This window comes from Paenibacillus sp. FSL R5-0908 (assembly GCF_038006245.1).
Classification (GTDB): domain Bacteria; phylum Bacillota; class Bacilli; order Paenibacillales; family Paenibacillaceae; genus Paenibacillus_AQ; species Paenibacillus_AQ odorifer.
The window spans coordinates 4680894-4692813 of the sequence record NZ_JBBOUV010000001.1; the positions used below are offsets into that span (position 1 = coordinate 4680894).

Annotated in this window: 12 protein-coding genes; 1 reads left to right on the forward strand and 11 read right to left on the reverse strand. The window is 46.2% G+C overall.

All coding sequences use genetic code 11. The features are described from left to right. Window positions 1-192: 192 nt before the first annotated feature. The 3 genes from sucD to MKZ09_RS21315 all read right to left on the reverse strand — a co-directional run bounded on the left by sucD (window position 193) and on the right by MKZ09_RS21315 (window position 3186). Window positions 193-1122, reverse strand: coding sequence for a succinate--CoA ligase subunit alpha (sucD, locus tag MKZ09_RS21305; protein WP_076136383.1), 930 nt, complete (start codon window positions 1120-1122; stop codon window positions 193-195). 62 nt (window positions 1123-1184) lie between these two features. Continuing rightward, window positions 1185-2345, reverse strand: a complete 1161-nt coding sequence (gene sucC, locus MKZ09_RS21310) for an ADP-forming succinate--CoA ligase subunit beta (RefSeq protein WP_038571984.1) — start codon at window positions 2343-2345, stop codon at window positions 1185-1187. Between the two features lie 352 nt (window positions 2346-2697). Continuing rightward, on the reverse strand, window positions 2698-3186 hold the full coding sequence (locus tag MKZ09_RS21315) for a MarR family winged helix-turn-helix transcriptional regulator (protein WP_235219564.1): 489 nt from the start codon (window positions 3184-3186) through the stop codon (window positions 2698-2700). A 142-nt stretch (window positions 3187-3328) separates the two neighbouring features. Here MKZ09_RS21315 and MKZ09_RS21320 point away from each other — a divergent pair, with 142 nt between their 5' ends. Next, window positions 3329-3757, forward strand: a complete 429-nt coding sequence (locus tag MKZ09_RS21320) for an organic hydroperoxide resistance protein (RefSeq protein ID WP_076201697.1) — start codon at window positions 3329-3331, stop codon at window positions 3755-3757. Between the two features lie 368 nt (window positions 3758-4125). On the opposite strand, the gene MKZ09_RS21325 is transcribed toward MKZ09_RS21320, so the two are convergent. From MKZ09_RS21325 to ylqF, 8 genes are all read right to left on the reverse strand, one after another. After that, a complete protein-coding gene (locus MKZ09_RS21325) occupies window positions 4126-5799 on the reverse strand; it encodes a YifB family Mg chelatase-like AAA ATPase (protein ID WP_076201695.1) in 1674 nt (557 codons plus the stop codon). A gap of 209 nt (window positions 5800-6008) precedes the next feature. After that, window positions 6009-6518 carry a metallophosphoesterase gene (locus MKZ09_RS21330; protein ID WP_076127089.1) on the reverse strand — a complete coding sequence of 170 codons (510 nt, stop codon included), beginning with the start codon at window positions 6516-6518 and terminating at the stop codon, window positions 6009-6011. 174 nt (window positions 6519-6692) lie between these two features. Beyond that, window positions 6693-7109, reverse strand: a complete 417-nt coding sequence (locus MKZ09_RS21335; protein ID WP_051491578.1) for a hypothetical protein — start codon at window positions 7107-7109, stop codon at window positions 6693-6695. A gap of 154 nt (window positions 7110-7263) precedes the next feature. Then, complete coding sequence (locus MKZ09_RS21340; RefSeq protein ID WP_076136375.1) at window positions 7264-7650, reverse strand: YraN family protein; 387 nt, start codon at window positions 7648-7650, stop codon at window positions 7264-7266. After that, entirely contained in the window at window positions 7647-7949 is a 303-nt protein-coding gene (locus MKZ09_RS21345; protein ID WP_038571992.1) for an EscU/YscU/HrcU family type III secretion system export apparatus switch protein, read from the reverse strand. The genes MKZ09_RS21340 and MKZ09_RS21345 overlap by 4 nt, the downstream gene beginning before the upstream one ends. Then, window positions 7946-10129 carry a hypothetical protein gene (locus tag MKZ09_RS21350; protein ID WP_076201693.1) on the reverse strand — a complete coding sequence of 728 codons (2184 nt, stop codon included), beginning with the start codon at window positions 10127-10129 and terminating at the stop codon, window positions 7946-7948. Before MKZ09_RS21350 ends, MKZ09_RS21345 begins: the two co-directional genes overlap by 4 nt. Window positions 10130-10247: 118 nt before the next feature. Next, complete coding sequence (locus MKZ09_RS21355; protein ID WP_076201858.1) at window positions 10248-10859, reverse strand: ribonuclease HII; 612 nt, start codon at window positions 10857-10859, stop codon at window positions 10248-10250. Window positions 10860-11046: 187 nt separating this feature from the next. Continuing rightward, window positions 11047-11907, reverse strand: coding sequence for a ribosome biogenesis GTPase YlqF (gene ylqF, locus MKZ09_RS21360; RefSeq protein ID WP_076201691.1), 861 nt, complete (start codon window positions 11905-11907; stop codon window positions 11047-11049). Between the last annotated feature and the right edge of the window lie 13 nt (window positions 11908-11920).

Below are 11920 nucleotides of genomic sequence, written 5' to 3' on the forward strand. Positions count from 1 at the left end.
CTTCCCTATTTTGTAACATGAATTAGAGGAATGCAATATTTTCTTTTAATTCAATATTTTTCTATGTTAAAAAACAAAAAAAAGCAACCTTTTATCCCTTGGATAGGAACAAAAGGTTGCTTACCTCTGAAATAATTATACACGAAAGAAGCCCACTCGCGTAGAGTGAATTCCTTCAAGTAAATAAAATAATTAATGCGTTGTAAAAGCGCTAAGAATACCGCGTTCTTCAAGTACACTCACTAGTGTTGAGCCCATTTCGGCAGGTGTAGGAGCAACCTTGATTCCGCATGATTCAAGTACGGCAATTTTCTCACTCGCTGTGCCTTTGCCTCCGGAAATAATAGCACCCGCATGCCCCATACGTTTGCCAGGAGGGGCAGTAGCACCGCCAATAAACCCTACAACCGGCTTAGTCATATGGTCACGAATCCACTCTGCTGCTTCTTCCTCTGCGGTTCCGCCAATTTCACCAATCATGATGACTGCCTTTGTACCCGGATCCTCATTAAAAAGCTTCAGAATATCAATAAACTCTGAGCCTTTAACAGGGTCTCCGCCAATACCTACAGCTGAAGATTGCCCGATTCCACGCGTGGTCAGCTGATGAACAGCCTCATAGGTTAGAGTTCCGCTGCGCGAGACAACACCTACATACCCTGGCATATGAATATAACCTGGCATAATTCCTATTTTGCACTCACCAGGAGTGATAACTCCCGGACAGTTGGGTCCGATCAATACAGTAGAGCGCCCCTCCATATAACGGGATACTTTTACCATATCAAGTACTGGAATCCCTTCGGTAATACAAATCACCAGGTCGAGTTCTGCATCCACGGCTTCCATTATAGAGTCTGCTGCGAATGCTGGCGGTACATAGATTACACTAGCGGTTGCGCCTGTAGCCGCCTTAGCAGCTACAACAGTATCGAATACCGGAAGGCTAACCTCACTGCCATTTTCAAGCGTGATGTTGACAGATGTTCCACCTTTACCCGGTGTTACCCCTCCAACCATCTGTGTTCCATAATCCAGCGCACCTTTAGTATGGAACAAACCCGTTGATCCTGTAATTCCCTGCGTGATAACTTTCGTATTTTTATCTACAAGAATGCTCATGCCTTAAGTCACATCCCTACTTATATTGTCAAATACGATAACTGGCTTGCTAAATCAGGCCATTATTGCACAAGAGACACAATCTTACGGGCACCGTCCGCCATAGAATCAGCAGCAACAATATTAAGTCCCGATCCAGCCAAAATCTGCTTGCCCAATCCAACATTTGTTCCCTCAAGACGCACAACCAGCGGTTTGGTCAAACCCAGTTGACTAGCCGCTTCTACAACACCGTTAGCGATAACATCACAGCGCATAATACCACCGAAAATGTTAACAAAAATTCCGTTCACCTTTTCATCGGATAAAATGATTTTAAAGGCTTCTGTTACCTTCTCGGTCGTTGCACCGCCCCCTACATCCAGGAAGTTGGCGGGTTCGCCCCCATAATACTTAATAATATCCATAGTCGCCATCGCGAGACCTGCACCGTTTACCATGCACCCAATATTGCCATCAAGTGCAATGTAACTAAGGTCATACTTCGAGGCTTCGATTTCCTTTAAATCCTCTTCATCCAAATCCCGCAGCTCTAGAATATCCTTATGACGGAACAAGGCATTGGAATCAAAATTCAGTTTGGCATCCAGTGCCATCACATTCCCATCCGCAGTCACTACCAATGGGTTAATTTCGGCAATAGAGCAATCTTTATCCACGAAAGCTAAATATAGCGCTTGCATGAATTTCACAGTTTTGCCTACCAGCTCATTAGGAATAGAGATACTATAAGCCAGCTTACGCGCTTGGAAAGTCTGCAAACCCACTGCCGGATCAATGATCTCTTTAAAAATTTTCTCCGGATGTGTTGCAGCTACTTCTTCAATCTCAGTACCGCCTTCTTCAGAAGCCATCATGACCACTCGGCCAGTACCTCTGTCAACTACGATACCAATATAATACTCCTTAACAATTTGACAACCCTCTTCAATGAGCAGTCTTTTTACTACCTTACCCTCCGGTCCAGTCTGGTGAGTTACTAGAGTCTTACCCAGAATCTCAGTTGCGTAACTACGCACCTCATCGATATTCTTAGCAACCTTTACTCCTCCAGCTTTACCGCGTCCACCTGCGTGAATCTGAGCTTTAACTACAACAACCGGTGTGCTCAGTGACTCTGCGGCTTCTACCGCTTCCTCCACTGTATAAGCTACTTTTCCATTCGGTACGGCTACACCGTACTTCTTAAGCACTTCTTTTCCCTGATACTCGTGGATATTCATAGCGGTAGCCTCCTAAAGTAGCGTGGTGACTAAACAGGCAGCCTGTTGTCATCTCGCTTTCCGTTTTGATTGCCGCGGGGTTAGGGATAGGCTGATGTTATACATGCAGCACTATTCCGGAACCAGCAGAAACTGATCTACCACTCGTAAAAAGAATGGCATTATTTCTGCAAGAGACATTGTGTAAATCTATAAGACTAAGCTTATATTTACCTATATGCCATACAAAGGAACCCAGAATAGTGTAACATGTTTTTAAAACGCTTACCTTAAATATATTCATGATTTGTACACATTTTTTCGCTTGATTTCATGCCGGAATGCGAACGATCGCATTGACTCCTTACTACGCTTACTTTTTACTATCTTGGATATTAGCTTCGTGAACACGATTCAGTAAGTCTTTAAACTGATCAAGTAGCTCTATGGATTCATTATTTGTCAGTGTCGTTTCTTCCATCATTTTGCCGGGAATACACACGGCATCACTTTGGAGTGCCCAGCCTTGTTTCGTTAGTGAGATTAATACTTTTCGCTCATCCTGCATCGAGCGTTCACGTATAATTAGGCCTGCAGCTTGCAAGCGTTTCAATAGCGGAGTCAGCGTTCCTGAATCCAAAAATAACGCCTCACCAATCTCTTTCACTGTACATTGCTGCCGTTCCCATAACACAAGCATTACTAAGTATTGGGAGTAAGTTAAACCGATCTTATCCAAATAAGGTTGGTACAGCTTTGTAATCTCACGCGAGCAAGCATAAATGGTAAAACAGAGCTGATTCTCGATCAGCAGCTCTGGGGTTGTTGTCATTTTCTGCATATCTTCTTCACTCATTTTCATATTTATTCACCCGCCTTATCTCTTTATTTTATCATAATTTACTCATACATCATAATAATAGCAAAAAATTAATTTGACTTTTATATTAATTGTGATAAATTAGATTGTACACAAACTAATTAATGAATAGGAGAGATTTATTATGATGACAATTCAACAAAAGATGTATGAAACCACAGTTAAAGCTGTTGGGGGAAGAAACGGTTATATAGAATCAGAAAGCCCTAAACTCAACCTTATGATCAGTACACCACGCGAAATGGGTGGTGCCGGTGGTGAAGGCACTAATCCTGAGCAATTATTCGCAGCTGGCTACTCCGCTTGTTTTGACAGTGCTCTGAACATGGTTGCTCGTCTTGGCAAAGTGAAGATTGAAGGCAGTGAAGTTACGGCTACTGTAAGCTTTGGTAAAGTTGAAGATGGCGGATTTGGCATTGCGGTTAAGCTTGACGTGCTGGTTAAAGGCGTTGACAGAGAAACCGCAGCATCTTTGGTAGAAGCTGCCCACGGCGCATGTCCTTACTCCCGTGCTACTCGTGGCAATATCGAAGTAGAACTGAATGTACTATAAGAAATTATAGAGAAAAATGTATATTAAATTTGCTAAACGATCTAACCTTCTTTGAATACGTGGCATCTCACATTCGAAGTCGCTATCGGACACAGTTGATCTTAAACGCAACTTAATCCCATATTTGAGATGTTATCGGACCTCATAGCAGCTATTGGAATGAAAACCACCCAGTATAACCTTCTTCCAAAGGAATAGCGTCTCCAGAGTCCGAATCTACGCTCCAAGGGCTAAAAACTTGCAAATAAAGTCCTCTAGGTCCGTTCCGTAAGCATCAGAGCATAATAATGGTTCGGCGGTGTTCGTCACTACCGGTCCATAGTATAGAGCAGCGATTCTCATTAACGGGAATCGCTGCTCTTTTTTCTTTATTCCTCCGTTAATACCTGTCGATCCAGATTACGGTATTGCACAGCTTCCGCGAGATGTGCAGAAGAAATATCCTGTGCACCCTCCAGATCAGCTATGGTACGGGATAGCTTAATAATCCGATCATGCGCTCGCATGCTTAGACCTAAATTCTCCAAAATGTCATACAGCATTTGAGCACTCTCTCGGTTTAGGCTTGCATATTTCCGAAGGGAAGCACCGGAAAGCTCACTGTTCCATGAAATCGCCAGTCGTTTGTAACGTTTAGCTTGGATGGCCTGAGCAGCCAACACCTCCGCACGCATATCAGCTGACGATAAAACATGTCCCTGCCGATCCCATTCCTTCGGGCGGGGAACATCAACCTGTAAGTCGATCCGATCCAATAAAGGACCGGATATTTTGGCTCGATATTGGGCAATCCTTGCGGGACTGCAGGTACAATTTTGCTGGGAGATACCGCTTCCAAAAAAGCCGCAGCTGCACGGATTCATCGATGCAGCGAGCATGAATTTGGCAGGAAAAGTAAAGGAAGCCCGGGCACGACTTATAGTAACCACCCCATCTTCGAGGGGCTGTCGCAGCACTTCAAGCACATTCCGGGAGAATTCAGGCAATTCATCCAGAAACAGAATACCTCGATGCGCAAGACTTACCTCACCTGGCTTGGGAATACCGCCCCCTCCAATTAATCCGGCAGAAGATATCGTGTGGTGTGGAGAACGAAATGGACGTCTTCGCAGCAAACCGTTGTGTGCATCCTTCAAATTTCCAGCCGCACTAAAAATTTTGGTTACCTCAAGTGCCTCACTGTCCGACAATTGCGGAAGGATACTGGGAAGGCGTTTGATCAGCATCGTCTTGCCTGTGCCAGGTGGACCGATGAGCATAATATTATGCATCCCTGCAGCCGCGATAGTTAGTGCTCTTTTCACATGTTGCTGTCCAAGCACATCACTGTAATCATCCATTATTTCATTCGTTTCGGAAGAAGCAGCCTCAGAATATATAGGGATATATCTGAGATGCTCTACAGAAAGAACAAGCACCGGAGGTTGTTCTTTTGGCCCCGTCCCCATGCTCACGGATACAGGAAAAGGAAGTGGTGATCCTTCAGATTCTTCTAGAGGAACTAGACTATCTATAATCGGACCAAAGCTGGCCACAGGTTCAGCAGCATTCGCTAACGTTTGCAAATGGTCGATGGTATAAACCTTTATGCCACTGATTAAAGCGGCTTCTGCCGCATTGCCCTGCGGGAGCAGAACGGCTTTAAACCCGCTTTTACGCGCTGCTTCAACCATCGGCAGCACACCCGATACCGGACGCAGACTGCCGTCGAGCGCAAGCTCTCCAATCAAAAGCATCTCTTGAGCTGAAGGCATAATCAACTGGCCACTAGTTATCAGTATCCCTAAAGCAATCGCTAGATCAAAAGCAGAACCTTCTTTACGCAGGTCAGCTGGAGCAAGATTGATCGTAATACGCTGCTGTGGATAGCGGTAACCGCAATTTTTAACAGCAGCCCTAACTCGTTCAACAGCCTCACGAATCGCTGAATCAGGTAAGCCAATGATATTCGTCTGCGGCAGTCCATTTGCAAGATCGATTTCCACACCAATCATTACCCCTTCAATCCCATACAGACACGCGCTAAACATTTTCCCATACATAATAAAAAACACCTCATCTCCTGAATTACACCCTAATTTTGGGGTGTCATAGCTTCAAGAAAAAAGGTGCTTCCTTATTTTCCAAATATATATTAGCTGTTAAGTACATTATAGAAGTTGTGTCCTAACGCAATCTGTGAGCAATTTATCTTTAGAATAAGAAATTCAAGTTTTACATAAAAGCGAAAGCACATCTCTAAAGACCTACATCAATCTCCTTCTTTAACTACGACCGAGTCCCTAATCTGCTCAAAAGTCAACGGTTTATAGTTCCAATGCTCTACACAAATGTTAAAATGATTGTTTCCCTCATATTTTTGCCCATGAATATGGCCGTGCACATTTACGTAAGGCATATGTTTATTCATGTACATAGGCTCATGTGAGAGGAAAAAGAAATCCTTATAAATCAAAGGATATTCACTAACCTCATCAAAACCTGCATCAAGCCACCAGCTTCGGCTGCGGCCGCGATCATGATTGCCAAGAATCAGGATTTTGTATCCATGCAGCCTGGCCACAATCGCACGAGTCGCCTCCTTATTCAGAAAAGAAAAGTCTCCCAAATGAAATACTTTGTCTTCCGGATTCACTACCGAATTCCAACTTTCAATCATAACTTCATTCATCTGCTCTACATCGTTGAAGGGTCTGGATTCAAAATCAATGATCAACTTATGCCCAAAATGATGATCTGATGTGAAAAAAACCTTAGCCATGTGCACCCTCCTTTTGTTCCTATTCTAATGACAGTATGTATGAAAAAAGCTCCGACTACCCATAAACCCTAGGAAATTCGGAGCCCCGAGGACTTTTCCGCCTAATTTCTCACGAAATTATACGTATCATTCTATGTCATGAGGCGATGACGGAATACCTCTTTATTGTTAATGTTACTTTTCCCAGTCGCGCCGCTTACTCGAACGTTTATTAACATCACTCTGAATCAGTTCAGCTAAAGGAGGCGCCTCCTCATTGTCAATGAGCCAGCCACGCATCTCCTTGATCGCTTCCACCTGTCCATTGCCTTTGTCACGCCATGTAAGCAGTTCAATAACTCTAATTACAAGCGCTAAGAGACTGCTATTGCTGTTTTGCGACTTTTCAGCCCGGATTTTTTGAAATAACGCTTCATTTTCCCAATCTATTAATATTTCCTCCGCTATAGTGGGCCGCATTACCGTGAAGGTCTTATTGCAATTATCGCAACAGACGACAGATATTGGCTCTGCTTTAAATTTCACTTCAATCTTCTGCTGGCAATATTGGCATGTAAAACTAACCTGCATTTCAGAAGGTTTATTCTTCACTAGACAGCCCTCCTCATGATGACATTAAAAAGTTACTCCTAATGTTTACCCATTTCTTTTGAGAAATGACCCACAGTGCGGAAGGTATGTAAAGACTTTTTTATCAGATCAGCAGCAAATTCATAAAGAATCGCATGAGAAAATAGAGTTACTCTTAAAACGCCTCGCGAATATGACTAAGTGAAGCTAGGCTAAGATCGTCATTTAACAAGACGCTAATTACATCAAAAGAAACCCGCCGTTCCTCATAACCCTTCATATGCAAATAAACCTGTGTTGTATTCCGAACCTGGTTTATTTTGCGAGCATTCACCGATTCTTCTGGAGTTCCCTGAAGCAGCTCTCCACTGCGGCTACGAACTTCGACAACAACAATACAGTCTTCACGCTCCGCAATGATATCAAGCTCTCCAGTACGACAACGCCAATTCCGTTCCAATATCATATACCCGCTAGAAGATAGGTACTGCACAGCTCCGTTCTCTGCAGCAGCTCCTTTCTCTTTGCGGTTATAGTGTTTTCTTGCATATGGCTCTTTCATTCTTGTCCCCGTTCACCAGCAGAACGATCGCTTTGATACACAAAGCTGAGGATTTCCGCCACCAGCTGATAGAGCTCAGACGGAATCTGTTGGTCCAGATCAAGCTTTGAAAGAACCTCCACGAGGGCTGCATCTTCCTGAACAGCAACCCCGCTCTCCTTAGCCTTTTGCAGAATAAGGTCTGCTATCGCGCCTTGTCCCTTGGCTACTACGACAGGAGCCTCGTTTTGTCCGGGACTATATTTGAGAGCGACCGCTTTTTTGAGCCCTTGTGAAATTGGCTGTACAGGCTCATTCATATACGGTAATCCACTCCTTTGTAAGCCTCAGGAACATAATCAACAAACTTATTAGTATTGGAGCCAGCAAGCTCTTTAGGCAAATTCAATTCTGGCAAGGGTTCGGTTCTTAAACCTGATAATTGATAACCGATGGATTCCACTGCAGTTTTTATATCTTCACGCCGCGTCTCCAGCAGCTCAAGCACCCACGGATGATCATTATGAAGCTTAAGACTAACGATTCGATCTACAACCTGCACATCTACCAATGTCTGCCCTAGCTGCTTCATGTCCAAATCGAACCATAATCGACAGTTAGCTGCATCCAGCTCCCCTTTGCGGCCCCGCCTGGACTGGATATGAACCGATGCAGTTTCCTGCCCATCTGGACCTTGCAGCGGCAAAAACAGTGTAACCTGCGCGAAGGGAGCAGTCCGGTCTGTATTCAGCAGCAGCTGTTGGCCTGTCAGCTGCTGCACTAGCCCGCTCGCGACATCTTTTACCGCGGGCGGCACCTCGCTGCTGCTCATAAGCTGCAGCAGCACGCCCTTCAACGTGTCGGCAGCTTGCTCCCCGCCGACACTGCCTAGCGCGGCTGCAGCTGTCCCCGCTGCCGCTCGCGCCGTCTCCGCGGCCGGCAAAGCGCCGCGCACGGCCTGCTGCTCGTGCTCCGCACCGAGCAGCTTCAACACCCGCCCCACCCACGACTCCGCATCCGCGGGTGGGGCGGTATCTGGCTGCACCGGCGAAGCCGCAGCAGCCATTGTCTCCCCGCGCGGCACTGCCGGCGCGGGGGCAGGATCTTGTCCCGCCGCGTCAGCGGGCGGGACATTCGCGAGCTGCGGCATGCTGCCGCGCAGCTCGGTGAGCACGCCCTGCAGCTTCACGAGCAGGGCAGCCCCGCTAGGTGCAGCAGCTTGGCTTGCTGCACCAGCTTGGCTTCCCGCAGCAGCTTGACTATCTGCACCAGCTGATCCAGTGGCGCTTATATTCGCGCCACTGACACTCCCCTGCGCTCTATCTTTATTTAGACTCATTTCATTGCCATGAGTTTCGCTCCCATTAGAACTATTTTGATTGCTTACAATTCCGTCCCCTTGCGTGTTAGCAGCACTACTCTGAGGTCCTGAAGCAAGCGTAGAAGTTATTTTCCCAGTCAAAGGTTCACCAGTATTTCCACTCTTCGAGAGCTGAACTACCTCACCAGCCTCTTCGGGGACCACTGGCTTGGCAGTTACAATACCGGTTTCATTCTCAGGAGCTTGAGCTGTACTCGCAGCTGCACTTCCCGATATTTCTGATTTCACTGAATTCAAAGGAATTGTAGGTTCGTCAGAAATAACTCCGGCTCCCGTTGCCCCTCCTGTTGCAGCAGCACTTCCGCTTGTAGTAGTAACACCAGCACTACCTTCAGCAGGTTTACTTACAGGTTGTCCAGTTCCTTTAACCGCCACCTGGTCCATTTCCGCATCAGCATCACCTGCTGATACCACTTCCCCGTTAATCACAGCGCCCGTACCTGTCGTTACAGGAGCATTCAGCTTTCCGGTTGGGGTACCCATTCCAGTTTTAGCTTCAGCTGTTGTTTCTTCACCGGCGACTTGACCTGCCCAAATTGTAATCTGTTCTTCGAGCGCTGACAAAAGCTGATGAAGCTGCGGACCAAAAACCGCCTGCTGCAATCCTTTCACACTTTCAGGGGTAACCGGCAGGCCCCGCTTTACAGAAATGACCGCTGCATCAAGCCACTCTGAGGTCGGCACGCCCGCAGGTTTCGCACTCATTACAGCATCCAGAATCGCCGCTGTCTCTTTGGTAAGCGGAATACCACCCGACTGCATCGCCAACACAATTTCCCGACCCGCTTTGGAGTCAGTAAGCCCAAGCGATTCCAACGCCTCTCCCATGTTTTGCGGGGTGGCTAACACCGTTTCGCCGAGGGAGACCGGCTTCAATACGGGCAATCCGCCTTCTCCGGGTGCTCCAACCTGCAAGTTCAGGGTCTCTCCTGGCAGTAGTGGTGTTTCCAACTCCGCACGAACAGGTGTACCTTGAATCTGCACAACGGCTTCTTTTCCCGAATCCGATACAGACAAAACAACACCACGTACAACCTGCCCTTCCTTCAATTCCAAAGACTTGGCCGCTCCCGCTTTATTATCCCCGAGCAATCCACGGATCAATGTTCCGATATTCATACCGTTTCTCCTCCCTCCATTTTCTCTCTTCTTACTATATCGGTATTAATCCGACTTTTTTGAGCGGTGAATTTATCCAAGCTTAAACGCCTTTGGCATCTTTTATATTCTGTTATTTCTAAAAAAGGGTTTGCTGTTCAGCAAGAATCTTCCCAATAAAGCTGCGCCGATGCATAGGTGTCGGACCTAACGCCGTAATTTGTTCCCTGTGAAGCTTGGTCGCATAACCTTTATGTATCGCAATCCCATAATCAGGGTATAATTCCTCCCACACCCCTTCACACAGTCTATCTCTTGTTACTTTAGCTATAATCGAAGCTGCCGCAATAGACTGGCTGTTAGCATCCCCTTTTATGATCGCCTGCTGCGGCAACGGAAGATCAACTTTTTCAGCATCGATTAACATATAGTCCGGGGTATGACTAAGACCTTCTACCGCTTTTTTCATCGCCAGACGAGAAGCCTGTTTAATATTAATTTCATCAATCATGCGGGAATCCACATAACCTACACCAATAGCTATCGCCTGCTCCATAATAATCTCGAATAAGGAATCTCTTTTTTTCGCTGTAAGCTTCTTAGAGTCGTTGACGCCATCAATAATAAGCCCTTGCGGCAAAATCACCGCTGCTGCAACAACATCCCCAAACAAACAACCTCTGCCTACTTCATCTACGCCGGCTATACGGCGATAAGACTGTTCCCAGCCCTCTTTTTCATAACTCAACATATCTATCGTACTCACGATCTGTCACCGCCAATTATAAATTATTCTATAAACTACATAAGTCAGCTTACCATAGTAAAGCTCACATGGTCATGTACAAATAACCACTCCAATTTGATCCAAATCAGCAAAAAAAAGAGCCCCCGAAAATTTCCGGATGGCTCTTCCATACCCATTCATTTAAACGCCTTTAAGGTGTTTCCAGCGTAAAACGACCAAGCTTACCTGCCCGCAGCTCATGCAGCAAAGCACGTGAAGCTTTTTCCAGATCAACACGTCCACCGCTAATCAGACAACCGCGTTTGCGGCCCACGGCTTCCATAACTGCGACGATCTCATCAGGGTTCTCAAGATCCTCAGGAAGCTTCTCAATACCAAAGCGTTCTTGAAATCTGGAACCATAATCCTTGACCAAATACTTCACTGCATAAAAAGCAATGTCCTCAATGTTCAGGATTTCTTCTTTGATCGCACCCGTCACGGCCAAGCGGTATCCCACGTCTTGATCCTCAAACTTCGGCCATAAGATACCAGGAGTATCCAGAAGCTCCAGATTACCTCCTGTTTTAATCCACTGCTGGCCCTTAGTAACCCCCGGGCGATCACCCGTAGCAGCGATACTCTTACCAGCCATTCGATTAATCAGCGTTGATTTACCGACGTTAGGAATACCGACGATCAATGCGCGCATAGCCCGTGGGTTCATTCCCCTTGCGATCTGCCGATCAATTTTTTCCTTCAACAGCAGCTTGACCTGCTCCGGAATGTCCTTAACACCTGTTCCAGTAGATGCGTCCACAGGATGGGCAACATGCCCCTGTTCCTTAAAGTACGCCAGCCACTTCCGAGTAATTTCCGGATCCGCCAGATCCGCTTTGTTCAAAATAATTAATCTCGGCTTGTCCCGCAAAATATCGTCAATCATCGGATTGCGGCTGGAAAGCGGCAGACGGGAATCGAGCAACTCTATAACAACATCAATCAGCTTCAGCTTATCCTCGATTTGCCGCCTAGCCTTCGTCATATGACCAGGAAACCAATGAATGGCCATTGCCGTCACCTCC

Excerpts from the sequence above, each read along its gene's own strand:
- sucD (WP_076136383.1), bottom strand. The coding sequence starts at position 1,122 with ATGAGCATTCTTGTAGATAAAAATACGAAAGTTATCACGCAGGGAATT.
- sucC (WP_038571984.1), bottom strand. The coding sequence starts at position 2,345 with ATGAATATCCACGAGTATCAGGGAAAAGAAGTGCTTAAGAAGTACGGT.
- MKZ09_RS21315 (WP_235219564.1), bottom strand. The coding sequence starts at position 3,186 with ATGAAAATGAGTGAAGAAGATATGCAGAAAATGACAACAACCCCAGAG.
- MKZ09_RS21320 (WP_076201697.1), top strand. The coding sequence starts at position 3,329 with ATGATGACAATTCAACAAAAGATGTATGAAACCACAGTTAAAGCTGTT.
- MKZ09_RS21325 (WP_076201695.1), bottom strand. The coding sequence starts at position 5,799 with ATGTATGGGAAAATGTTTAGCGCGTGTCTGTATGGGATTGAAGGGGTA.
- MKZ09_RS21330 (WP_076127089.1), bottom strand. The coding sequence starts at position 6,518 with ATGGCTAAGGTTTTTTTCACATCAGATCATCATTTTGGGCATAAGTTG.
- MKZ09_RS21340 (WP_076136375.1), bottom strand. The coding sequence starts at position 7,650 with ATGAAAGAGCCATATGCAAGAAAACACTATAACCGCAAAGAGAAAGGA.
- MKZ09_RS21345 (WP_038571992.1), bottom strand. The coding sequence starts at position 7,949 with ATGAATGAGCCTGTACAGCCAATTTCACAAGGGCTCAAAAAAGCGGTC.
- MKZ09_RS21350 (WP_076201693.1), bottom strand. The coding sequence starts at position 10,129 with ATGAATATCGGAACATTGATCCGTGGATTGCTCGGGGATAATAAAGCG.
- MKZ09_RS21355 (WP_076201858.1), bottom strand. The coding sequence starts at position 10,859 with ATGTTGAGTTATGAAAAAGAGGGCTGGGAACAGTCTTATCGCCGTATA.
- ylqF (WP_076201691.1), bottom strand. The coding sequence starts at position 11,907 with ATGGCCATTCATTGGTTTCCTGGTCATATGACGAAGGCTAGGCGGCAA.